Genomic DNA, 23,533 nt, shown 5'->3' on the forward strand with positions numbered 1-23,533 from the left:
TTGATGCATTGGACGACTGATCGAAGTGCTCCTAGCGTCGGTCGTGTGGTAATCACGAAAACTCGGTCGCCCATCCGCTCGAACGTCGGCCTCAAGGCCGTCATGGCGGTGACGGGCATTGTGCTGGTGCTCTTCCTCATCGCCCACATGCTCGGGAACCTGAAGGTGTTCACGGGGGAAACCTCGTTCGACCACTACGCGCACTGGCTGCGCGACATCGGCAAGCCACTGCTGCCCGGCGTCTGGTTCCTGTGGATCCTGCGCACCGCGCTGGTGGTGGCCGTCGTCGCCCACATCGTGGCCGCCACCGTGCTGGCCCGGCGGGCCCGCGCCGCCCGCCCGGTCAAGTACGCCCACCGCAAGAAGGTCAACGGCAGCTACGCGGCCCGCACGATGCGCTGGGGCGGCGTGATCATCCTGCTCTTCGTGATCTACCACCTCCTGGACCTGACCACCGGGACGCTGAACCCGGTCGGCAACGAGAGCAAGCCGTACGGCAACGTCGTCGCCGACTTCGCACCGGAGCGCTGGTACGTCACGCTCTTCTACACGCTCGCCATCCTCGCGGTGGGCTTCCACCTGCGTCACGGCGCGTTCAGCGCGTTCCGCAGCCTCGGCCAGCAGACGCCCCGCGGCGAGCGGCGGGCGCGTACCGCGGCTCTGGTCTTCGCCGTGCTGCTCTGCGCCGGGTACCTGGTGGTCCCGTTCGCCGTACTCACCGGATTGGTGTCCTGACATGGAACTCTTCACCGAGGGCGACCCGATCGCCGACACCAAGGCTCCCGCCGGCCCGGTCGAGAAGCGTTGGGAGACCCGGCGCTTCGAGGCCAAGCTGGTCAACCCCGCCAACCGCCGCAAGATGACGGTGATCGTGGTCGGCACCGGCCTGGCCGGCGGCTCCGCCGCGGCGACCCTGGCCGAGCAGGGCTACCACGTCAAGTCCTACTGCTACCAGGACAGCCCGCGCCGGGCGCACTCCATCGCGGCACAGGGCGGCATCAACGCGGCGAAGAACTACCGCAACGACGGCGACTCCGTGCACCGGCTCTTCTACGACACCGTCAAGGGCGGCGACTTCCGCTCCCGGGAGTCGAACGTGCACCGGCTCGCCGAGGTGTCGGTCAACATCATCGACCAGTGCGTCGCCCAGGGGGTGCCGTTCGCCCGCGAGTACGGCGGCCTGCTGGACACCCGCTCCTTCGGTGGCGCCCAGGTGCAGCGCACCTTCTACGCCCGGGGCCAGACGGGCCAGCAGCTGCTGCTCGGCGCGTACCAGGCGCTGGAGCGGCAGATCGGCCTGGGCAACGTGGAGATGAACGCCCGGCACGAGATGCTGGAGCTGGTCCTGGTGGACGGCAAGGCCCGGGGCATCGTCGTCCGGGACCTGGTCACCGGCGAGATCAGCACCGAGATGGCCGACGCCGTCGTGCTCGCCTCCGGCGGCTACGGCAACGTCTTCTACCTCTCCACCAACGCCAAGGGCTGCAACGTCACCGCCACCTGGCGCGCACACCGCAAGGGCGCGTACTTCGCCAACCCCTGCTACACGCAGATCCACCCGACCTGCATCCCGGTCTCCGGCGACCACCAGTCGAAGCTGACCCTGATGAGCGAGTCGCTGCGCAACGACGGCCGGGTCTGGGTGCCGAAGACCAAGGGTGACGACCGCAGCCCCAGGGACATCGGAGAGGACGAGCGGGACTACTACCTGGAGCGGATCTACCCCTCCTTCGGCAACCTGGTCCCCCGCGACATCGCCTCCCGCGCCGCGAAGAACGTCTGCGACGAGGGCCGGGGCGTCGGGCCGACGAAGCTCGGCGTCTACCTCGACTTCGCCGACGCCATCGGCCGGCTGGGCCGCAAGGCCATCGAGGCCAAGTACGGCAACCTCTTCGAGATGTACGAGCGGATCACCGGCGAGGACCCGTACGAGGTGCCGATGCGCATCTACCCCGCCGTGCACTACACGATGGGCGGCCTGTGGGTCGACTACGACCTCCAGTCGAACATCCCCGGCCTGTTCGTGATCGGTGAGGCGAACTTCTCCGACCACGGCGCGAACCGGCTCGGCGCCTCGGCGCTGATGCAGGGCCTCGCCGACGGCTACTTCGTGCTGCCCACCACCATCGCCAACTACCTGGCCTCCGGTCCGCTGGAGAAGGTCGACGCCAGCCACCCGGCGGCTGTCGAGGCGCGTACCGACGTCGAGGACCGCGTTCAGCGGCTGCTCGCGGTCAACGGCGACCGGACCGTGGACTCGTTCCACCGGGAGCTGGGCCAGATCATGTGGGAACACTGCGGCATGGAGCGCAGCGAGGCCGGGCTGCGAAAGGCGATCGACGAGATCCGGGCCCTGCGCGAGCAGTTCTGGCAGCGGGTCAAGGTGTCCGGCACCGGCGAGGAACTCAACCAGTCGCTGGAGAAGGCCGGCCGGGTGGCCGACTTCTTCGAACTGGCCGAGCTGATGTGCATCGACGCCCTGCACCGCGAGGAGTCCTGCGGCGGCCACTTCCGGGCCGAGCACCAGACCCCCGACGGGGAGGCGCAGCGCGACGACGACCGGTTCGCGTACGTGGCGGCCTGGGAGTTCACCGCCGACGGCGAGCCCTCGGTGCTGCACAAGGAAGACCTGAATTTCGAATACGTCCACCCCACGCAGCGGAGCTACAAGTGAACCTGACCCTGCGCATCTGGCGCCAGAAGGGCCCTGAGGACAAGGGTCGGATGGTGACCTACCCGGTCGACGACGTGTCCCCGGACATGTCGTTCCTGGAGATGCTCGACGTACTCAACGAGCGGCTGATCCTCGCGGGCGAGGACCCGGTGGCGTTCGACCACGACTGCCGCGAGGGCATCTGCGGCATGTGCGGCCTGATGATCAACGGCGACGCGCACGGGCCGCAGCGCGGCACCACCGCCTGCCAGCTGCACATGCGGCAGTTCACCGACGGCGAGACGATCGACATCGAGCCGTGGCGGGCCAGCGCCTTCCCGGTCGTCAAGGACCTGGTCGTCAACCGGAGCGCCTTCGACAAGATCATCGCGGCTGGCGGTTACGTCACCGCGCCGACCGGCAGCGCGCCCGAAGCGCACTCCACCCCGGTCGCCAAGGCCAACGCCGACGCCGCCTTCGAGTCGGCGGCCTGCATCGGCTGCGGCGCCTGCGTGGCGGCCTGCCCGAACGGCTCCGGCATGCTCTTCACCGCCGCCAAGCTCACCCAGCTCTCGCTGCTGCCGCAGGGCCAGCCCGAGCGCTACACCCGGGTGATCGGCATGGTCGACGCGCACGACGAGGCCGGCTTCGGCGGCTGCACCAACGCCGGCGAATGCACCCCGGCCTGCCCGAAGGGCATCCCGTTGAACACCATCGGCCGGCTCAACCGCGACTACCTCACGGCCACCGCCAAGGGAGCCAACAACACCCCCGGTTCCTGAGGGTCCGCCGTACCAAACGCCCGACCGCCGTACCCCGCGCCTGTTTGGGGTACGGCGGTCGGGCGTATGACCTTCTGGGCTCTGGGCGGGCTGTCTCTTGGCGGGGTTGGCTCTTGGTTGCGGTGGGGCTGGGGCGACCGTCCCCAGGCCCCCACCGCAACCACCGGCAACCCCGAGGCAGACCGGAGGCATGCGCGAGAGACAGGACCGAGGCAGGCGGCCGGTTCAAGTGCCTGAGCCCGGGTAGCAGTCTTCTCAGACGGCAGTGAGAGGGGACGAGGGGCATGAAGGCACTCACCTGGCAGGGCAAACGAGACGTACGGGTCGAGGAGGTCCCGGACCCCCGGATCGAGGAGCCGACCGACGCGATCGTGAAGATCACCTCGACCGCGATCTGCGGCTCCGACCTGCACCTGTACGAGGTGCTCGGGCCGTACCTGAAGCCCGGTGACGTTCTCGGCCACGAGCCGATGGGCATCGTCGAGGAGGTCGGGTCGGAGGTGACCGGGCTCAGGCCCGGCGACCGGGTGGTGGTGCCGTTCAACATCGCCTGCGGCAGGTGCTGGATGTGCGAGCGCCAGCTCTATGCCCAGTGCGAGACCACCCAGGTGACCAGCGAGGGCAAGGGCGCGGCCCTGTTCGGCTACACCTCGCTCTACGGTTCGGTGCCGGGCGGGCAGGCCGAGTACCTGCGCGTCCCGCAGGCCCACTTCGGGCCGATCAAGATCCCGCAGACCGGTGCGGACGAGCGCTACCTCTACCTGTCCGACATTCTGCCGACCGCCTGGCAGGCGGTGAGGTACGCGGACACCCCGCCGGGCGGCACCCTGGCCGTCTTCGGGTTGGGTCCGGTCGGGCAGCTCTGCGCGCGGATCGGCCGCCACCTCGGCGCGGGCCGGGTGATCGGGCTGGACCTGGTGCCCGAGCGGCTGGAGCTGGCCCGCCGGCACGGCATCGAGGTGCTCGACGTGAGCGACCTGTCCGACGTGCCGGGCGCGCTGATCGACCTGGTCGACGGCCGTGGCCCGGACGCGGTGATCGACGCAGTGGGGATGGAGGCGCACGGTTCACCGGTGGGCAAGCTGGCCCACGCCGCCGTCGGGTTGCTGCCGGACAAGCTGGCCCGGCCGATGACCGACCGGGCCGCGATGGACCGCCTGTCGGTCCTGCACGCCGCGGTGAAGGGGGTTCGCCGCGGCGGCACCGTGTCGGTCTCCGGAGTGTACGGCGGCGAGGCGGACCCGATGCCGCTGATGGAGATGTTCGACCGGGGCATCCAGCTGCGCATGGGGCAGTGTCACGTACGCCGGTGGACCGACGACATCCTGCCGCTGCTCGCCGGTGACGACGATCCGCTGGGCGTGGAGGACCTGCGTACCCACCGGGTGCCGCTGGCCCGGGCGCCGCAGGCGTACGAGATGTTCCAGAAGAAGGAGGACGGCTGCATCAAGGTCGTGCTCGAACCATGAGTGCGAGCGTGCAGTGAGCCGGGTGGTCGTGATCGTTGGCGCGAGCAGCGGGATCGGCCGGGCGACGGCCCGGGCGTTCGCCGAGCGCGGCGACCGCCTGGTCCTCGCCGCCCGCGCCACCACGACCCTGGCTGAGGTACGCGCGGAGTGCGCCGACGTCGACGTGCTGACAGTGCCGACCGACGTGACCGAGCCGGACGCGTTGGAAGCGCTCGCGGGCGCGGCGATCGACCGTTTCGGCCGCATCGACGTGTGGGTGCACACGGCGGCGGTGATGGCCTACGGGCGCTTCGACGAGTTGCCGGAACGGGTCTTCGATCAGGTGGTGCGGACCGATCTGCTCGGCTCGGCCGGTTCGGTGCGGGTGGCGCTGCGGCATTTCCGGGTTGCCGGGGCCGGCACGGTGATCCTCACCGGTTCGGTCCTCGGGCACGTCACCGCGCCGTACATGAGCGCGTACGTGACGAGCAAGTGGGGATTGCAGGGTCTGGCCCGGACGGTGCAGCAGGAGTTGCGCGGCAGCCCGGAGATCCGGCTGTGTCTGGTCAACCCGGGCAGCGTGGACACTCCCGTCTACCAGCAGGCGGCCAACTATCTGGGCCGGTTCGGGCGGCCTCCGGCGCCGGTCGCCAGCCCGGAGCGGGTGGCCCGGGCCATCGTGGACTGTGTGGACCGGCCCCGCCGGGAGGTCTCGGTGGGCCGGCTCAACGTGCTGCTGCGCGCCGGCTTCACCATGCTGCCGGGGGTCTACGACGTGCTGGTCGGGCCATTGATGCGGGCGGCGGGCCTCAGCAAACGACCGGTCTCCGCACACGACGGTTCGGTCTTCGCGCCGAACCCGGCCGGTGAGGCGGTCCGCGGTCACCTTCCCGACCTGCGGCAACTCGTGTTCGGGCCGGTTGGCGCGGTGGGCGCCGCACTGCGCCGACGGCTCGGCTGAACTGTTCGGGATGATTCGGGGGCATCGTGTATCGATCAACTCGCATAGGGTGGTGGGCCAGCAAGCGCTCTGGCGCACCACGATCGGGGAGACGATTGACCATGCGACTGAACCGCAGAACGGCGCTCGGGCTGGGCACGGTGGCCACCGCCGGCACGGTGTTGGGCGCTGCCGCCCCGGCGAGCGCCGCCGAGGCCACCGAGGCGTCGCCGACGACCCCCGCTCGGGCCGCCCGTCGGGTCGCCACCGTCTTCACCAGGCACAGCGCCGAGGCCGGCGGCAACTGGCAGGCCTACGTCAGCGTCGCCGACCCGGCCGGTACGCCGGTGGTCGCGGTGCAGGCCGACGCGGACCGGCGGATCGAGGCGTACAGCGTCAACAAGATCGCGGTCGCCACGGCGGTGCTGGACAAGGTCGACCGCGGCCTGCTCACCCTGGACCAGCAGGTCGAGGTGAGCGCGGCGATCGTCGTGCCGGGCGGTGACGGCATCTTCAGCCTGGACGGCGCGTACCCCAGCATGGTGACCCTCGGGCATGTGCTGGCCAACCTGCTGACCGTCTCGGACGACACGGCGGTGCGGCTGTGCGGGCTGGTCGCCCCGGCCGCCGAGATCAACTCCATTCTGGTCGCCAAGGGCTTCCCGAACACCCAGGTCGAGCCGGTGGCCAACCCGAACCGGTTCTTCCTCGGCACCAGCACCCCCCGGGAGACGCACGACCTGCTGCGCGCCCTGGTCGCTGGCACGCTGCTCTCCCCCGCCTCGACGACGTACCTGTTGGGCATCCTGCGCTCCCCGGTGGCGTTCACCGACGGCATCCGGCGCACGATGTCCTCCGACGAGCGGGCTCGGATCGCCACCAAGGCCGGCTGGTACGCCGACGCCCGACACGAGGCTGGGGTGATCTTCGACCGTTCCGGCGCGGCGGTGCTCACCTACGCGCTCTTCGCCGACGGTCAGGCCAACCCGGATGACTTCGGCGCGACCCACCCGGCGGTGCAGGCCCGGGCTGCCATGGGCCCCAAGTTCCTGGCCGCGGTGGACCGGATCGCGGGCGTTGGCAAGACGTTCCGGGTCGCCGCCCGACGTCCGAGCAACGGCGGCTGAGTCCGTCCCGGGTCGGTCACCGCTGCCGGTGACCGACCCGGCGTGACGACCGCCGAGGCACGGGTCGGTCCGGATGACTACCGTGTAGGGCGGACACGTCGGAGGGACGGCAATGGCACGAGCGCAGAGCACGGATGTCGAACGGTCGCTCGGGCGGCGAATGCGGGGCGCGGCTGGCCTGGCCGCGCTGGCCGGCCTGGCCTGGGTGGCCCGGGACGTGCCGGCGGCGCTCGGTGGCCGGCTCAGCGGGGCGCGGGCCGAACGGGCTGCCCGCTCGCCCCAGTTCCGCGACGGCACCTTCCACAACCGGTCCGGCAGCCGCGCGATGGTCGCCGAGCCGGGGCGCAACCTCGTCCGCGAGCTGATCTTCGGCAAGCAGAAGCGGCGTCCCACCGCGCCCGTGCCGCTGCTGCGCCCCACCGGGAGCGCCGGTGCGGCGGAGGCCGCCGACGAGCTCAACATCGTCTGGTACGGCCACGCCTCCACGCTGATCGAGATCGAGGGCCGGCGGGTCCTGCTCGACCCGGTGTGGAGCGACAGGTGCTCCCCTTCGGGTCTGGTCGGCCCACGCCGGCTGCACGAACCACCGGTGGGCATCGACGAGTTGCCTCCGCTGGACGCCATCCTGATCTCCCACGACCACTACGACCACCTCGACATGGCCACCGTGCGGGCGCTGCTCGCCGGGCAGTCCGCGCCGTTCCTGGTGCCGCTCGGCGTCGGCGCGCACCTGGACCGCTGGGGCGTACCCGCCGAGCGGATCATCGAACTGGACTGGTCCGAGTCGTACCAGGTCGCCGGCCTGGAGATCACCGCGACCGCCGCCCAGCACTTCTCCGGTCGCGGGCTGCGCCGCGACGGCACGCTCTGGAGCTCGTGGGTGGTGGCCGGGGCGCGCCGCAAGGTCTTCTACACCGGCGACTCCGGTTACTTCGACGGGTACGCGGAGATCGGCGCCGAGCACGGCCCGTTCGACGTGACGCTGATGCAGATCGGCGCGTACGACCGGGCCTGGCCGACGATCCACATGTTCCCGGAGGAGGCGGTCAGCGCCCACCTGGACCTGCGCGGCGGGCTGTTCGTGCCGGTGCACTGGGCGACGTTCAACCTGGCCCTGCACGACTGGTCCGAGCCGGTCGACCGGTTGTGGGCGGAGGCGAAGGCGCGCGACGTGCGGCTCGCTGTGCCCCGCCCCGGCGAGCGGGTCGTGGTCGACGAGCCGCCCGCCGTCGACGGCTGGTGGCAGTCGGTCGCCTGAGCCCGGTCGTCGCCTGGGCCCGGTCGTCGCCTGGGCCTGACGTCAGGTCAGAGCGCGAACCGTCAGAGCACGAACGCGTCGGTCCAGAGCGCGCCGGACCGGCCGGAGAGCACATCCAGCATCGCCACCGCCTGACCGTCGGTGAGCTGCGCGACGAAGTCGACGATGGCCCGTCCCCGGGCCCGACCGATCCGGTCCGGGGTACGCGGGTGCAGCTCCGCCTCGGCCAACTCGACCAGGTCGTGCAACCGGCGGGGCAGCCGGGACTCCTCCTCCGGGTCGAGCAGCCACTCCCAGAGCGCCTCGACCAGGGTGCCCAGCAGCCGGGCCTGGCCGCGCTGGTGCAGGGCGAGATCCGGGCGGGCCAGCACGAACCGGTGGTGGACGAACTTGAGCACCTGCACCTCGTGCCACTGCGCGCAGCCGAGCAGCACGTGCCCGGAGCGCACCGACGGCTGATCGGTGACGGTTATCGCCTCGACGAAGCGGGTGGACCAGCGGGCGGAGAACCGCGCCACGTACTGCTCGGCCTCGATGGAGCCGTCGAACGGCATCGCGAGCAGCCCGTCGACCAACTCCTCACGGACGTGCTCGACGGCGGCGGCGAACGCGTCGTCGTCGGCGATCCACGCGTCCTTGCGGTGCAGTTGCCGGCGGAGCCGCTCGATCGCCGCCCCGGGTCGCCGGGCCGCCGTGGCCAACGCCGCGTCGGTGATCGCCCGGAAGTGCCCGCTCTCGCGCTGCCAGGCCATCAACTCGGCGGAGACCGAACCCTGCTGGAGCACACCGACGCGGTAGAAGTCCTCCACGTCGTGGATGGCGTACGCGATGTCGTCGGCGGTGTCCATCACGGACGCCTCCACGGTCTGCTGCCAGTCCGGGATGCGGCCGGCGAACGGCTCACGGGCCTGCCGCAGGTCGTCCAGCTCGGTGCGGTACGCGCCGAACTTCGACGAGCCGCTGTCCGGGTCGTCCGGCGGCGGGGTGGCTCCGCGCGGCGGTGGATCCATCGTGCGGGGGTGCGGGTCGGGGTGGTCCAGGCGGGTCCAGGGGTACTTCAACATGGCCGCGCGGACCGCCGCGGTCAGGTCCAGCCCGGTGGTGGCCGCGCCGCGGATCTCGGTGCTGGTGACGATCCGGTACGACTGCGCGTTACCCTCGAAACCGTCGGAGAGCCCGAGGCGCTGGCGGGCCAGCCGGTCCAGCACCCGCTCCCCCAGGTGCCCGAACGGCGGGTGGCCGAGGTCGTGGGCGAGCGCCGCCGCCTCCACCACGTCGGGATCGCAGCCACCGAGCTTGTCCAGCAGGTCACGCCACCGCTCGTCGGCGGTCAACCGCTCGGCGACCGCCCGGGCCACCTGGGCGACCTTGAGACTGTGCGTGAGCCGGTTGTGCACCAGCAACCCGGAGCCGACCGGGCTGATCACCTGAGTGACACCGCCGAGGCGGGCGAAGAACGGCGAGCCGACGATCCGGTCCCGGTCGGCGCGGAACGGGTTGGCCGTGAGGTCGCCGAGGGCCCGGGCGCTGCCGCCGAAGAGCCGCCGGGCGCGCGGCTCCGCAGCAGATTCCATGATCGCCACGCTAGCGCAGGCCCGCCGGGACCGCCGCCGGTCACCCCGCCCGGGCGCGGCAGTTCGGTCCCCCGCCCGGGCCGGGCGGCGCGGCGGTTCGGTCCCCCGCCCCGGCCGGGCGGCGCGGCAGTTCGGTCCCCTGCCCCGGTCGGGCGCGGCGACAGCGCCCCGGGCCGCCCGGCAGAATGCAGGCGTACCCGCTCTTTGAAGGCGGATCGAGTCGAAGGCGGATCGAGATCGTGACCCAGTCTGTTCATCAGCGGATCGCCGACGAGCTCGGCGTGGCCGAGCGTCAGGTGCGGGCGGCCGTGGAGCTGCTCGACGGCGGCGCCACCGTGCCGTTCATCGCCCGTTACCGCAAGGAGGCCACCGGCCTGCTCGACGACACCCAGCTGCGCACCCTGGAGGAGCGGCTGCGCTACCTGCGCGAGCTGGACGAGCGGCGGGCCGCTGTGCTGGAGTCGATCCGCGGTCAGGGCAAGTTGGACGAGGCCCTGGAAGCGCAGATCATGGCCGCCGACTCGAAGTCCCGGCTGGAGGACATCTACCTGCCCTACAAGCCGAAGCGGCGGACCAGGGCGCAGATCGCCCGCGAGGCCGGGTTGGCGCCGTTGGCCGAGACCCTGCTGGCCGACCCGAATCAGGACCCGCGAGCCGTCGCCGCCGGGTTCGTCGACGAGGACAAGGGCGTCGCCGACGCCGCCGCCGCGCTGGAGGGCGCCCGGGCGATCCTCATCGAGACCTTCGCGGAGGACGCCGACCTGATCGGCACGCTGCGCGAGCAGATGTGGTCGCGGGGCCGTCTGGTGTCCCGGGTACGTGAGGGTCAGGAAACCGTCGGCGCCAAGTTCGCCGACTACTTCGACTTCTCCGAGCCGTACCCGAAGCTGCCCTCGCACCGGATCCTGGCGATGTTCCGGGGCGAGAAGGAGGGCGTGCTCGACCTGACGATGGAGCCGGACGAGGCGGGCGAGGCGGACGCCGTACCGACCGGACCTACCCGGTACGAGGCGGCCATCGCCGGCCGGTTCGGGGTGTCCGACGCGGGCCGCCCGGCCGACCGGTGGCTCACCGACACGGTCCGCTGGGCGTGGCGTACCCGGATCCTCATCCACCTCGGCGCGGACCTGCGGATGCGGCTGTGGCAGGCGGCCGAGGAGGAGGCGGTGCGCGTCTTCGCCACCAACCTGCGGGACCTCCTGCTCGCCGCCCCGGCCGGCACCCGGCCCACCATGGGCCTGGACCCGGGCCTGCGGACCGGCGTGAAGGTGGCCGTGGTGGACGCCACCGGCAAGGTGGTCGCCACCGACACCATCTACCCGCACGAGCCGCGCCGCCAGTGGGACGCGTCGGTGGAGACCCTCGCCCGACTGGCCGGGGCGCACGGGGTGGAACTGATCGCGATCGGCAACGGCACCGCCTCCCGCGAGACCGACAAGCTCGCCGCTGACCTGATCGCCCGGCACCCGCAGCTCAACCTGACCAAGGTGATGGTCTCCGAGGCCGGCGCGTCGGTCTACTCCGCCTCCGCGTACGCCTCGCAGGAACTGCCCGGGATGGACGTGTCGCTGCGCGGCGCGGTCTCCATCGCCCGCCGCCTGCAGGACCCGCTCGCGGAACTGGTCAAGATCGACCCGCGCTCGATCGGCGTCGGTCAGTACCAGCACGACCTGTCCGAGGTGAAGCTGTCCCGGTCGCTGGACGCGGTCGTTGAGGACTGCGTCAACGCGGTCGGGGTGGACGTCAACACCGCCTCCGCGCCGCTGCTGACCCGGGTCTCCGGGATCGGCGCCGGCCTGGCCGAGAACATCGTGCTGCACCGGGACGCCAACGGGCCGTTCCGGTCGCGTACCGAACTGAAGAAGGTGGCCCGGCTCGGGCCGAAGGCGTTCGAGCAGTGCGCCGGCTTCCTGCGCATCCCCGGCGGCGACGACCCACTGGACTCGTCCAGCGTGCACCCCGAGGCGTACCCGGTGGTCCGCCGGATCCTGGCCAGCACCGGTCAGGATCTGCGCTCGGTGATCGGTAGGAGCGCGATCCTGCGCGGGCTGCGGGCCACCGACTTCGTCGACGACCGGTTCGGCCTCCCCACCGTCACCGACATCCTCGCCGAGCTGGAGAAGCCCGGGCGCGACCCCCGACCGGAGTTCCGCACCGCCACCTTCGTCGAGGGGGTGGAGAAGATCAGCGACCTGACCCCGGGCATGGTGCTGGAGGGCGTGGTCACCAACGTGGCCGCGTTCGGCGCGTTCGTGGACGTCGGGGTGCACCAGGACGGCCTCGTGCACGTCTCGGCGATGTCCCGGACCTTCGTGAAGGACCCTCGCGAGGTGGTGAAGTCCGGCGACGTGGTCAAGGTCCGGGTGCTCGACGTGGACGTACCGCGTAAGCGCATCTCACTGACCCTGCGCCTGGACGACGAGCCGCCGGCCAGCGGCGGTGGTCGGACGAACCAGGAGGGGCGGGGCGGCCCGGCGCAGCGCGCGCCGCAGGGCGGTCGCGGCGGGCAGGGCGGTTCCGGCGGCGGGCAGGGCGGTCGTGGCGGCCAGGGTGGTGGCGGCGGCGGTGGTGGCGGCGGCGGTGGCGGCGGTGGCAGCGGTGGCGGCGGCGGTGGCGGCGGCGGTCGTGCTGGGCAGGGCGGTCACGGTGCCGGGCAGGGTGGTCGTGGCGGCGGCGGCGGTCGTGCCGGGCAGGGCGGCGGTGCCGGGCAGGGCGGTCGTGGCGGCGGGCAGCAGGGTGGTCGTGGCGGGCAGCAGCGCCACGGCGCACCAGCGCCGGCCAATGACGCGATGGCGGAGGCCCTGCGCCGCGCCGGATTGGCCTGACCCGCCAGCCAGCGCGAGAAGGCGACCAGGAGGCCCCGAAACGGGCGGTCATCCCGGCGCATCGGCTGAAAGCCTTTGCTGGCGCCCGCCACCGGACGCCGAGGAACAGCAGATCTTGGACAGTTTCCGTTCCGTCCGAACGGAAACTGTCCAAGATCTGGAGTCATCGCGGTCGAGGCATACCCCGGCCGGGACGATCGCGGGCGGCGGCACGGCGGGCGGCGGCACGGCGGGCGGGAAATCCGTTCGCGTGGCCGCGAGGTCCGGGGTGATGATCTCGCGGTGAGGATGCACGCCGATCAGGTGGACGTGAGCGTGGGCGTGGTTTCCGCGCTGGTAGCCGAGCAGTTTCCGCAGTGGCGGGACCTGCCGGTCAGGCCGCTCCCCTCGGGCGGCACGGTGAACGCCCTGTTTCGGCTCGGCCCGGACATCGTGCTGCGGTTTCCGCTGCTCCCCTCGACCGATCCCGAGCTTCGCGCGGAACTGCGGCGCGAGCAGGAGCACGCCCTACTGCTCGGCGCGCACCTGCCGGTCGCGGTGCCCGAGCCGCTGGGTCTGGGTGAGCCGGGTGACGGGTACCCCGGGCCGTGGACGGCGTACCGGTTCATCCCCGGCGAGACGGCCCAGCCCGACCGGATGGGCGACCCGGATGTCTTCGCCCGTGACCTGGCCGGTGTCGTGGTCGCCCTGCGCGGCATCGACACCGGCGGCCGGTCCTGGCCGCAAGCCGGTCGGGGCGGGCCGCTGGCCGACCAGGACGCTGGGGTGCGCTCGGCTCTCGCCCTCAGCCACGAACTCACCGACACCGCGCGACTCACCGAGGTGTGGGACCGGTGCCGTGACGCACGCCGGGACGACCCGGCCGACGTGTGGATCCACGCCGACCTGATGCCGGGTAACCTGCTGGTCCGCGACGGCCGGCTGGCTGCGGTCATCGACCTGGGCGCGGTCACCGTGGGCGACCCCGCGGTGGACCTGATGCCGGCATGGAACCTGCTCGGCACCGAGGCACGGGAGACGTACCGGCGGGCGTTGGGCGTCGACGACGCGACGTGGGAGCGGGGGCGCGGCTGGGCCCTGGAGCAGGCGATCAACGCGCTGCACTACTACGTCGAGACCAACCCGGTGATGGCCGGCATCGCCCGGCACACGCTGCGGGCCGTACTCGACTGAACCGTGTCGCGTACCGTCGGCGTCGTGGGTGAGCGGGACGGCCGGGAGTGGCGGGATCAGCAGCGGCACGCGGTGCGGGCACACGCTGACGCGGACGCGCGGCGCCGGGCCGCCGAGCACGCGGAGGCGGCGGAGCTGGTGGCCTGGTTCGTGGCCGAGGCGACTCGGCGCGGGCTGCGTGCCACCCGGCTGGTCGCGCGAGGTTACAACGGGCGTGGGCGCTACCGGACCAGGCTGACCGGCTGGTACGTCGACCGGGCCAGGTCGCGGGCGGTGGACGTGGACGGCCGGTTCTATCTGTTGACCGTGCCGGGCGGCCTGCGGGCCCGGCTGTTCGGCGCCGACCCGGAGCCCAGCCCGGCGCCGTTGATCGTCGGCGCGGGCGGCCGTGACGGGGAGTCGATCCCGTTGCGAACGCTGCTCACCCGACTGCTGGACGACGGGACCGACGAGCCAGGTTCCACCACCACACCTGCTGCACCGCGAGCGTGAGCACTCCGGCGAGGACGATCGCGCTGAGGTTGATCACCAACCGGAGTGCCGAACCACCCGCCTCGTCCCGCACTCCATAGGCGGCGGCCACCGCCACGTTCGCCGCAGCCGGCAGCGTGGTCACCGAGATCGGCACCCCGACGAGACTGCCCGACTTCTTCGGCGTCAACGAGAGCATGCCGACCACCAGGACAACGCGTTCGGCCGCCAGATGAAGTCGGCGAGCGGGCGCTCGGCGAGCAGCATTTCCCGACTGACCAAGCCTGCGGCGGTCAGCACCCAGGTGCTCAGCACGGTCGCCACCATGGCAGCCAGGAAGCCGACCGTGCAGGTTGGGCGACAGCGCCGGTCCTGGACTGGCGCAATTCGTCACGGTGAAGGCGATTAATATCCACCAAATGACCTGTTATTTGGCTATATAGCGAAACTCTTCACAGATTGAATCGTTGAGTGCTGCATAGGCGACCGACCTGCCGCGAGGAGTTGTTCATGCCCATGCGCGCGCCCATCCACCTGTCCTCCCCCGATGTAGGACCCGCCGAGGAGGCTGCTGTCCTGCGCGCGCTGCGCAGCGGTTGGGCGACGCCGTTCGGTCCAGAGGTGGACGCCTTCGAGCAGGAGATCGCCCAGCGGGTCGGGGTGCCGTACGCCCTGGCACTCAATTCGGGCACCGCCGCGCTGCATCTCGGCCTGCTCTCCTGCGGCGTGGGTCCGGAACACATCGTGCTGGTACCCACCGTGACCTTCGTGGCGACCGCCAACGCCGTGCTCTACACCGGGGCCACTCCGGTCTTCGTCGACTGTGACCCGGCCACCGGCAATGTGGACGTCAACCTGCTGGGTGAGGTCATCGCCGACCTGCGCAGGGCCGGACGGCGGATCGGCGCGGTGATGCCGGTCGACATGTTCGGCTCCTGCGTCGACTACGACCCTCTGCTGGAGCTCTGCCGGGAGGCGGAACTGCGGGTCATCGAGGATTCGGCGGAGGCACTGGGCTCGACATACCGGGGGCGCTGCGCCGGCTCCTTCGGAGACGCCGGGGTGCTCTCTTTCAGTCACAACAAGATGATCACCACCTCGGGCGGCGGAATGCTGCTCTCCCACGACGCGCAACTGATCACCCGGGCCCGCCACCGCGCCAACCAGGCCCGCATTCCGGCCCAGCACCACGAGCACGACGAGATGGGCTTCAACTACCGGCTGAGCAACGTCCTGGCCGCGTTCGGCCGGGCTCAACTGGCTCGGCTGGACGAGATGACCGCCCGTCGGCGCCACCTTCGGGAGCACTACTCGAAGCTGTTCGCCTCGGTCGACGGCGTCGAGGTGCTGGCCGAGAGTGACCCGGGTACCAACTGCTGGCTCACCGTCATCACGGTTGACCCGGAGCTCAGCGGCTGGCAGGCCGCAGACCTGGCACGTCATCTCGCTCAGGCCGACATCGAGACCCGGCCGGCCTGGAAGCCGATGCACCGGCAGCCCTTGTTCGCCGCTGCCGAGGCACGGCTCACCGGTGCCGCGGATCGACTCTTCGCCCGGGGACTGACCCTACCCAGCGGCTCGTCGCTCAACGAGAAGCAGATCGATCGGATCACCGGCGAGATCCACAGCTTCCTGCGCCAGCGCTCGTGAACGCTCGGCCCGCGATCGTCCGACAGATGAACGATTGCACCGATTTCGCACCCGAAGGGCGATTTCATCTGTTAGAACAGAGCTAGCCAGCAATAGTCGGTGGGTTGGAGGGTCGATCGCCCTCAACTCCGACGGCCTACGTCTGGCAGTGCGCAGCCGTACCGGCGCGGAAGACACCGGTCCAGGCAGAACGCCGATTTCACACAAGAGAAGTTCGTCGAGCGTCGCAATCCTGCCCACGGGATTGGCGCTGAACGCCGGTCGGGATGTGGTTTCCACCGCGCACGCGCATGTGACCAAGCCCGCGTGACCAGCGCACGAACCCGATTCGGCCAGGCCCGTTGACCCTTCGTCGGCGGCAGGGAGCGGAGAAGGAACTGATGAATGTCCTACTGACATCGGCCGGACGCCGAAATTATCTCGTCCAGTGGTTCTCGCAGGCGCTGGCGAGGACCGGCAAGCCCGGACGTGTCTACGTTGCGGACTGCGACCCGCGAGTACCCGCCCGGGCGGCGGCCGACGACTTCGTCCAACTCCCCGGGTGCCGATCGGCCGACTACCTCACCGTCCTGGCCCGCGAATGCGTCCGGCGCGAAATATCCCTGCTGATCCCCCTGCACGACCATGAACTGTCGGCTCTCGCGGGCGAGCCGGCCGCCATTCTGCGAGCCGCCGGAACCCGGGCGCTGACTCTCGGCCTCGACTCGCAGCGCATCATCGAGGACAAGTACGGCTTCAGTGAGTTGGCGGCGGCCGCCGGAATCGCGACCCCGGCCACCCGTCTCGGCTCCGAACTGCTGTCGAATGCGCATATTGACGAGCTCGGCCATGAGCTGGTCGTGAAGCATCGATACGGAAACGGCTCGTCCGGCCTCATCTTCTGCACGGCGAAAGACGTGCAGGGACACATCCGCTCAAGCGCGCTCACCGCCCCCGACCAGTTTGGTCGGCTGCCGTCCGACAGCGTCGCGCCCGATTACGACCTGGTCGTCGTGCAGCGCCGAATTCACGGTGTCGAGTACGGCATCGACGCGGTCGGCGACTTCAACGGCCGGCACCTGGCGTGCCTGGCCCGGCGCAAGCTCAACATGCGCGCCGGCGAGACCGACCGGGCCGTCACGGTCGACCCCAGACCGTTCGCCGACACCGGCCGGCGGATCGCGGTCGCGATTGGCGCCCGTGGCCTGATCGACATCGACGCCATCGTCGACGCCGAAGGCACTCCCTGGGTCATCGACGTCAACCCGCGCTTCGGTGGCGGCTACCCCTTCAACCACCTGGCGGGCGCGGACATACCCGCGTGCTACGTGGCGTGGAACCGCGACGCGGAACACGACCCGAAGTGGCTGATCGCCAGGCCGGGCGTCACGAGCGCGAAGTACGAGGCGTTGACAACGGTGACGGGGGGCGACCTTGACTAGGCAACAGGGCCCGGTCAGGCCACTCGACGAGATCGAGCACGCCGGTCTCTCCAGATCGGAACGGAAACGGATCCGACGTCTCGGCGGCGCCAAGCGGTGCATGGACATCGTCTGCGGTGGACTTCTGCTCCTGCTGGCCGCGCCGATCTTCCTCGGGGTCACCGTCGCGATCCTGCTGTCCGACGGGCGACCCGTCATCTTCCGTCAGTCTCGGCTCGGGCACCGCGAGGTCCCCTTCGAGCTACTGAAGTTCCGAACCATGAGCCCGGCCCGGGAGGGGCCATCCACCGGGCGCGACGACCGGCAGCGACTCACCCCGCTGGGCCGTTTCCTGCGGAGCACCAGCCTGGACGAGCTGCCGCAACTGCTCAGCGTGCTACGGGGAGACATGTCCCTGGTCGGACCACGCCCACTGTTCACCCGCTACCTGCCCCACTACCGCGAGATCGAGCGGCTGCGTCACGTCGTACGACCCGGTATCACCGGGCTGGCCCAGGTGAGCGGACGCAACCACCTGGGGTGGGACGACCGCCTCCGCATGGACGTCGACTACGTCACCAACGCCTCACTCCGTACCGACCTGCTCATCCTCTGGCGCACGCTCTCACAGGTGGTCCGTCGCAGGGACGTCGTCGTCATACCGGGCGAACTCGGAGAGCCCTTGGACTCCGAACGCACCTACCCGATCCTCGACGGGCTGACCCTGAGACGGCTTCGCACCAGCGACCTCGACGACCGGGTGAGATGGATGAACGACCCTCGCACCCAGCTGCACACCCGGATCGAGACGGTCACCCCGACGTCGACCCGGGAATGGTTCGACCGCGTACGCCAGGAAGCGGACCGCCACGACCTGGTTGTCATCGAGGCGACCGGCGCCCGAGCGGTCGGGATGGCCGGCCTCATCCCCCGTGGGCCGGGTACGGCGGAGTTCTACGTCTTCCTCGATCCGGAGCAGCATGGCCGGGGCGTCGGGCGGGCGGCCAGCAGGATGGTCTGTCAGTGGGCGTTCGACCGGCTCGCGCTCGACGAGATCACTCTCACCGTGCACCAGGACAATCGTGCCGCCTGCCGGATCTACCAGTCGCTCGGTTTCCAGCAGACCGCGACCGACCACGGTCGACGGAGCATGACGCTGTCCCGTGAGCGCTTCGCCGCCACCCGGGGCCCGCAGGCCCCGACGGTGCCGTCCGCGAGGATTCCGGTCGGATGACCGCGACCCTGAACCAGCCGGGCAACGCCGGCCCCGTGACGACCGACCGGCTTCTCCCCAGCCCGGTGGAGTCCTGGGAGCGGATCGGTGACCAGCTCGGTGTCCGTCTGCTGGTCAAGCGGGACGACCTGCTTCCGTTTCCGCTGCCCGGGAACAAGGTCCGCAAGCTCACCAGGGAGCTGTCCACCCGCGCGGTCCGGCCCGGCGACGTGGTGGTCACCACCGGCGACGTGGATTCCAACCACTGTCGTACCACCGCCCTGATCGGTGCCCGGCTGGGCCTCGACGTCGACCTGGTCCTCCACAGCCGGTCCGACGCATCGTCGGAAGCGTTGTCGATACGGATGGCGCAGGCCCTGGGCGCCCAGGTGCACCTCGTGCGCCTGACCGAGGTGCGGGACCGCATCGAGGCGCTGCGGCGGTTGCGGACGCGATCCGGCAGGACCGTCCACGTCATCCCTGGCGGCTGTCACACCAGATCAGGCGTTGAGGCGTACGCAGAGGCCGCCGCCGAACTGCTCGGGCAGCTCGGTTCCGCACCCGATGTGGTGGTGCTGGCCTCGGGCACCGGCGCCACGCAGGCCGGCCTCGTCGCCGGGCTGGCGCGGGCCGGTTGTCGCACCCGGGTCGTCGGGATATCGGTTGCCCGCCCCGCCGATCGGGGCGGTGCCGCCGTACGGGAGGCCCTGTCCTGGCTCGACGCCGAGGTGCCGGTCGAGTTCCTCGACGACTTCGTCGACGGCGGGTACGGGATGGCGCAGGCGGGCACCCGGGAGACGGTCCGCCAGGCCTGGCGGCTCGGCCTGCCGCTCGATCCCACCTACACCGGCAAGGCGTTCCGCGGCCTGACCGAACTGACCCGATCGGGGTCGATACCACCGCAGGCGACGGTCGTCTTCTGGCACACCGGTGGGCTGATGAACCAGTTGACCGACCTGTCCCGAGGCGGCGCCGGAATGACCCGTGACGGCGGGGATCCCGAGCCGCGGTAGACGAGCTGGCCGGTTGATCTCACGTCCGACAGCGGACTCACGCGAAGACAGGAGGGAACGTGAAGGGTGACCTCGATCGAGGCGATCAGGTGCCAGAGGTTTCGGCGTCTGGTCCCGCGCGAGGGGCGGAGGGTCCGTCCATCAAGGTGACCTCCGCCCTCCGTGAACGACCCGACCGGGTCGCACTCGTGAGCCAGTGTTTCCCTCCGGAGCCCGCCGCCCTCCCCGAACGTCTGACCACGTCGCTGCGCCAGCAGGGCTTCGTCACCGATGTGCTCACCGGCGTGCCGAACTACCCGAGGGGCATCGTGCACGAGGGCTACTCGGCGCGGCGCCGCAGCGTCGAGGTGCATGACGGGATGCGTGTTCTCCGCACGCCGCTCTATCCCAGCCATGATCGGTCAGCGCTCGGCCGGGCGGTGAACTACGCGAGTTGGGCAGCGTCCTCGTCGCTGCTCGGCGCGAGCGTGCTGCGGGACGCGGACGTTGCACTGGTGTATTCCTCGCCGGTGACTGCCACCGCTGCGGCGATGATGGCGAAAGTTCGCTGGCGGACGCCGTACGTGACGATGGTGATCGACCTGTGGCCGGACAACGTGTTCGCGACCGGCTTCCTCACCGAGGGGCCGACCCGGCGTGTCGCGGAGACGGTGCTGAACCGCTTCACCGACCGGACCTACCGGTGGGCCGACCACGTGACGGTTCCCACTCCGGGCCTGCGGGACATCGTCATCGACCGGGGAGTACCGGCCGAGAAGGTTTCAGTGGTCTACATCTGGGCCGACGAAAAGATCATGCAGCCGACCGAGCCGGAACCCGGGCTACGGAGCCGCCTGGGTGTGACGAACGACGACTTCCTGCTGTTGTACGGGGGCAACCTCGGCGCGGCACAGCGACTCGACGTCGTGGTCGACGCCATGGCTCGGCTGCGGGACATGCCGGACGTTCATCTTGTCCTGGCCGGCGACGGTGTGGAGAAGGACAGGTTGATCACCCGTGCGGAACGCAACCGGTTAGGCAACGTCCATTTCCTCGATCCGGTCCCCCCGGATCGGATGGCCGCTCGCATGGCCGCCGCCGACCTCAACCTGATCTGCCTGGCGGACGAGCCGCTTTTCCGGATCACCCTGCCCAGCAAGACCCAGTCCATCCTCGCCTGCGGTCAACCCATGCTCGCCTGCGCGCCCGGTGATGTGGGGCGCATCGCGCGAGAGGCCCAGGCCGGCTTCGCCGCCCCGCCGGCCGACGCCGAGGCGTTGGCCGCGGTCATCCGGTCGGCCAGGGCCACGCCACGGCACCGACTACGGGCCATGGGAGAGGCCGGACGCCAGTACTACCTGACCCACATGAGTGAGGCGAGCAATGCGCCGGTCCTCGCCGACCTGCTCGCCAGAGCGGCCCAGCGGGGCAGGAACGCGCGTGGGAACAGGAAGCCGTAATGGTCCGGGGCGAGCGATGACAGGTGCGGGCCGCCTGCGACTGCCGCGCCAGATCACGTCGTCGACCCGGCACTCGCTGGTCGCCTCCTCCACGAATCTGCTGAACGGGCTGCTGAACGCCGCGCTGCTCGCGTTCAGCGCACGCCACGGCCAGACGGACGAGATCGCGGCGTACGTCGCTGTCACGGCGGCCCTGGCCCTGGTGACCATCGTCGTGGCCGGTGGTTCGCCTCTGCTCTACATCAGCGGGGATGCCGAGCAACGCCGGGCGGTACGGAGCCAGTGGGTGTTCGTGACCTTGCCGTGCATGGTGCTCGGCACTGTCGCCGTCGGGTCGTTGTACAGCCGTTCCGGCTATGAGTGGCCGGCCATGCTGTCGATCGCGTTGGTGGCCATCGGCAACAATCACGCCACCTTCCAGTTCGCGGATCTGGCGCGTGATCTGCGGTTCGTGAGCACGGCGGTTGCCATCTGCGGGTGCAAGGTCCCGGCTCTGGTGATGGTCACCTTCGGGGGGCAGCTCAGCACCGCACTGCTGACGGCGGCGGTCATCCAGTTCCTGGCCGCCGAAGCGTTCCTCGGCAGACGTTCCTGGTTGCGCCCCCGCTTCCTGGCCGAGTTGTCACCACGGCGTGCTTTCTCCGCGTTCCGGATGAACCGTCACCTGTTCACGTACAGCATCGCTGAATACTGGGGCAGCCGGATGGCGACAGTCTTGCTGTCGCTGCTGGTCACCCCACAGGTGATGGGGGCGTTCGGCGCTGTGCTCAGCGTGTACCAGGCGCAGACCAGCGTGCTGACCGCCGCGTTGCGGGTTTCGTTGGTCGGACGGGTGCGGCGCCGGCAGGGCCTCGGTAACGTCAACGAAGGCCGGCAGGGAGAACGGATCGCCATTCTCGGTGCGATGATGATCGCGGTGGTGAGCGCCGTCGCCGCCCCGTGGATCGTCGGCGATCTGCTCCGGCTCCCCCCGGACGGTCCGGCACTGTGGCTGATACTCCTGGCAGTCGCACTTCCCTTCATGACGATCGTCCGGGCGGTGACGCTGAATCAGATCGGCGACGCGAGTTACCGACAGGCGACCCGGATCATGGTGCTGAACGCCGCTCTGATCACCCCGGTGGCTCTCGCGGCGGTGCCGCTGGCTGGTGCGACCGGAGCGGCCGTTGCCACCCTCGCCGCCGAGGTGCTCACCGGTGCGGTGCTCGGCCTGACACTGCTGCGGCGGCAAAGCCGTCCGTACACCTGGTTCTTCGGGCCGGCCGGCGGATCGGCGGCTGGTCAGCCCGCCGTTCCGGCGGCGGACCCGGCACCTCAGGAGAAGATCAGCACGTCACCGCGGGGCGGAATCCGCAGCTGACCGGCGGCCACAGACGCAACTGCCGGGTCCGGTCGTGGCGACCGAACCCGGCAGGGTGTGTGCGGACGAACCGGCGGATCAGCGCCGGATGCCGGCCCAGTCGTGGTGCCGGCGCACGGTGGAGAGGATGAAATCGACCACCCGGCGTGAGGTGTCGGGGACCTGGTAGTCGGCCGGGCAGGGCACGCCATCGGCGGCGACCTGGTCGACCACCACCCGGATCGCCTCCAGTACGCCGTCCGGGTCCAGCCCGGTCATCACGATGCCGCCGGCGTCGAGCGCCTCCGGGCGTTCGATCGACTCCCGCAGGGTCACCGCCGGGAACCCGAGGATGGCCGACTCCTCGCTGATGGTGCCGCTGTCGGAGAGGGTGCACCGAGCCTGGCTCTGCAGGCGCACGTAGTCGAGCAGCCCGAACGGCTCGTGGAAGGCGATGCCGTCGAGCGCGAGCGCGTCGTCGGTCAGCGCCTCCAGCCGCTTGCGCGTGCGGGGGTGGGTCGACACCAGCACGGGCAGTCCCCAGGTGTCCCGGACCGCCCGCAGGCAGTCGAGCAGCCGACGCAACCGGTCTGGTCGGTCGACGGTCTCCTCCCGGTGGGCACTCACCACGAAGTAGTCGCCTGCGTTGAGCCCGAGTTGGTCGAGGATCGTCGAGCGCTCGACGCCTTCCCGGTAGTGCTCCAGCACCTCCCGCATCGGGGAGCCGGTGTGCAGGATCCGACGCGGATGCAGCCCTTCGGCCAGCAGATTGCGTCGGGCGTGCTCGGTGTAGACCAGGTTGAAGTCGGCGACGTGGTCGACCATCCGCCGGTTGGTCTCCTCAGGCACGTTCAGGTCGAAGCAGCGGTTGCCGGCCTCCATGTGATAGACCGGCACCCGCATGCGGCGGGCCATCAGGGCGGCGATGCAGCTGTTGGTGTCGCCGAGCACCAGCAAGGCGTCCGGCCGCAACTCCTCGATGGCCTGCTCCATACCGATCAGCACTCCGCCGAGGACCCGGCCGAGCGATGAGGTGTCCACACGGAGGAACCGGTCCGGTTGACGCAGCCGCAGCTCGGTGAAGAAGACGTCCGACAGGGACCGGTCCCAGTTCTGGCCGGTGTGGACGAGGACGTGGTCCACGGTCCGGTCGAGCCGGTCGAGGACCCGGGCCAGCCGGATGATCTCGGGCCGGGTGCCGACCACCGTCATTACCCTGGTCATGCCA

At 70.6% G+C, this 23,533-nt stretch carries 20 protein-coding genes; 16 read left to right on the forward strand and 4 right to left on the reverse strand.

Going from position 1 to position 23,533, the window contains the following annotated elements:
• Positions 1 to 3 precede the first annotated feature (3 nt).
• From V6U86_RS27985 to V6U86_RS28015, 7 genes are all read left to right on the forward strand, one after another.
• Positions 4 to 735: a succinate dehydrogenase cytochrome b subunit gene (locus V6U86_RS27985; protein WP_334508355.1), complete on the forward strand. Its 732-nt coding sequence runs from the start codon at positions 4 to 6 to the stop codon at positions 733 to 735.
• A gap of 1 nt (position 736) precedes the next feature.
• Complete coding sequence (locus V6U86_RS27990) at positions 737 to 2,674, forward strand: fumarate reductase/succinate dehydrogenase flavoprotein subunit (RefSeq protein WP_334508357.1); 1,938 nt, start codon at positions 737 to 739, stop codon at positions 2,672 to 2,674.
• The gene (locus V6U86_RS27995) at positions 2,671 to 3,435 is read left to right on the forward strand and encodes a succinate dehydrogenase/fumarate reductase iron-sulfur subunit (protein WP_334508359.1); all 765 of its coding nucleotides are present in this window, start codon (positions 2,671 to 2,673) and stop codon (positions 3,433 to 3,435) included. Before V6U86_RS27990 ends, V6U86_RS27995 begins: the two co-directional genes overlap by 4 nt.
• A gap of 284 nt (positions 3,436 to 3,719) precedes the next feature.
• Positions 3,720 to 4,904, forward strand: coding sequence for a zinc-dependent alcohol dehydrogenase (locus V6U86_RS28000; RefSeq protein WP_334508361.1), 1,185 nt, complete (start codon positions 3,720 to 3,722; stop codon positions 4,902 to 4,904).
• A 13-nt stretch (positions 4,905 to 4,917) separates the two neighbouring features.
• On the forward strand, positions 4,918 to 5,844 hold the full coding sequence (locus V6U86_RS28005; RefSeq protein WP_334508364.1) for an SDR family NAD(P)-dependent oxidoreductase: 927 nt from the start codon (positions 4,918 to 4,920) through the stop codon (positions 5,842 to 5,844).
• Positions 5,845 to 5,945: 101 nt separating this feature from the next.
• The gene (locus tag V6U86_RS28010; protein ID WP_334508367.1) at positions 5,946 to 6,950 is read left to right on the forward strand and encodes a serine hydrolase; all 1,005 of its coding nucleotides are present in this window, start codon (positions 5,946 to 5,948) and stop codon (positions 6,948 to 6,950) included.
• A gap of 112 nt (positions 6,951 to 7,062) precedes the next feature.
• The gene (locus V6U86_RS28015) at positions 7,063 to 8,208 is read left to right on the forward strand and encodes an MBL fold metallo-hydrolase (RefSeq protein WP_334508369.1); all 1,146 of its coding nucleotides are present in this window, start codon (positions 7,063 to 7,065) and stop codon (positions 8,206 to 8,208) included.
• Positions 8,209 to 8,270: 62 nt separating this feature from the next.
• Here V6U86_RS28015 and V6U86_RS28020 read toward each other — a convergent pair whose 3' ends face one another.
• On the reverse strand, positions 8,271 to 9,782 hold the full coding sequence (locus tag V6U86_RS28020) for a deoxyguanosinetriphosphate triphosphohydrolase family protein (RefSeq protein WP_334508372.1): 1,512 nt from the start codon (positions 9,780 to 9,782) through the stop codon (positions 8,271 to 8,273).
• A gap of 239 nt (positions 9,783 to 10,021) precedes the next feature.
• On the opposite strand from V6U86_RS28020, the gene V6U86_RS28025 reads away from it, so the two are divergent.
• The 3 genes from V6U86_RS28025 (at position 10,022) to V6U86_RS28035 (ending at position 14,272) form a co-directional block, all read left to right on the forward strand.
• Positions 10,022 to 12,607 (forward strand): Tex family protein, encoded by a 2,586-nt coding sequence (locus V6U86_RS28025; RefSeq protein WP_334508375.1) that lies wholly within the window; start codon positions 10,022 to 10,024, stop codon positions 12,605 to 12,607.
• A gap of 288 nt (positions 12,608 to 12,895) precedes the next feature.
• Positions 12,896 to 13,780 (forward strand): aminoglycoside phosphotransferase family protein, encoded by an 885-nt coding sequence (locus tag V6U86_RS28030; RefSeq protein WP_334508420.1) that lies wholly within the window; start codon positions 12,896 to 12,898, stop codon positions 13,778 to 13,780.
• A gap of 24 nt (positions 13,781 to 13,804) precedes the next feature.
• Positions 13,805 to 14,272: a hypothetical protein gene (locus tag V6U86_RS28035; protein ID WP_334508378.1), complete on the forward strand. Its 468-nt coding sequence runs from the start codon at positions 13,805 to 13,807 to the stop codon at positions 14,270 to 14,272.
• On the opposite strand, the gene V6U86_RS28040 is transcribed toward V6U86_RS28035, so the two are convergent.
• The gene (locus tag V6U86_RS28040) at positions 14,202 to 14,450 is read right to left on the reverse strand and encodes a DUF389 domain-containing protein (RefSeq protein ID WP_334508380.1); all 249 of its coding nucleotides are present in this window, start codon (positions 14,448 to 14,450) and stop codon (positions 14,202 to 14,204) included. The two genes, V6U86_RS28035 and V6U86_RS28040, sit on opposite strands and share 71 nt — an antisense overlap.
• Positions 14,438 to 14,566: a hypothetical protein gene (locus tag V6U86_RS28045; RefSeq protein ID WP_334508382.1), complete on the reverse strand. Its 129-nt coding sequence runs from the start codon at positions 14,564 to 14,566 to the stop codon at positions 14,438 to 14,440. Before V6U86_RS28045 ends, V6U86_RS28040 begins: the two co-directional genes overlap by 13 nt.
• Positions 14,567 to 14,761: 195 nt before the next feature.
• Between V6U86_RS28045 and V6U86_RS28050 the strand changes: the two genes are divergently transcribed.
• From V6U86_RS28050 to V6U86_RS28075, 6 genes are all read left to right on the forward strand, one after another.
• Positions 14,762 to 15,901: a DegT/DnrJ/EryC1/StrS family aminotransferase gene (locus V6U86_RS28050; protein ID WP_334508384.1), complete on the forward strand. Its 1,140-nt coding sequence runs from the start codon at positions 14,762 to 14,764 to the stop codon at positions 15,899 to 15,901.
• A gap of 380 nt (positions 15,902 to 16,281) precedes the next feature.
• Positions 16,282 to 17,322 carry an ATP-grasp domain-containing protein gene (locus V6U86_RS28055; RefSeq protein WP_334508385.1) on the forward strand — a complete coding sequence of 347 codons (1,041 nt, stop codon included), beginning with the start codon at positions 16,282 to 16,284 and terminating at the stop codon, positions 17,320 to 17,322.
• A complete protein-coding gene (locus V6U86_RS28060; protein WP_334508387.1) occupies positions 17,315 to 18,535 on the forward strand; it encodes a GNAT family N-acetyltransferase in 1,221 nt (406 codons plus the stop codon). Before V6U86_RS28055 ends, V6U86_RS28060 begins: the two co-directional genes overlap by 8 nt.
• On the forward strand, positions 18,532 to 19,527 hold the full coding sequence (locus V6U86_RS28065) for a 1-aminocyclopropane-1-carboxylate deaminase/D-cysteine desulfhydrase (RefSeq protein WP_334508389.1): 996 nt from the start codon (positions 18,532 to 18,534) through the stop codon (positions 19,525 to 19,527). Before V6U86_RS28060 ends, V6U86_RS28065 begins: the two co-directional genes overlap by 4 nt.
• Positions 19,528 to 19,673: 146 nt before the next feature.
• Positions 19,674 to 20,966, forward strand: a complete 1,293-nt coding sequence (locus V6U86_RS28070) for a glycosyltransferase family 4 protein (RefSeq protein ID WP_334508391.1) — start codon at positions 19,674 to 19,676, stop codon at positions 20,964 to 20,966.
• Positions 20,967 to 20,982: 16 nt separating this feature from the next.
• On the forward strand, positions 20,983 to 22,326 hold the full coding sequence (locus V6U86_RS28075; RefSeq protein WP_334508393.1) for a hypothetical protein: 1,344 nt from the start codon (positions 20,983 to 20,985) through the stop codon (positions 22,324 to 22,326).
• Between the two features lie 78 nt (positions 22,327 to 22,404).
• Here the strand turns inward: V6U86_RS28075 and wecB are convergent, their stop codons facing one another.
• Positions 22,405 to 23,529 (reverse strand): non-hydrolyzing UDP-N-acetylglucosamine 2-epimerase, encoded by a 1,125-nt coding sequence (gene wecB / locus V6U86_RS28080; protein ID WP_334508395.1) that lies wholly within the window; start codon positions 23,527 to 23,529, stop codon positions 22,405 to 22,407.
• Positions 23,530 to 23,533 lie beyond the last annotated feature (4 nt).

Origin of the sequence: Micromonospora sp. CPCC 205558, assembly GCF_036902955.1 — a bacterium.
In the GTDB taxonomy this organism is placed as follows: Bacteria; Actinomycetota; Actinomycetes; order Mycobacteriales; family Micromonosporaceae; genus Micromonospora.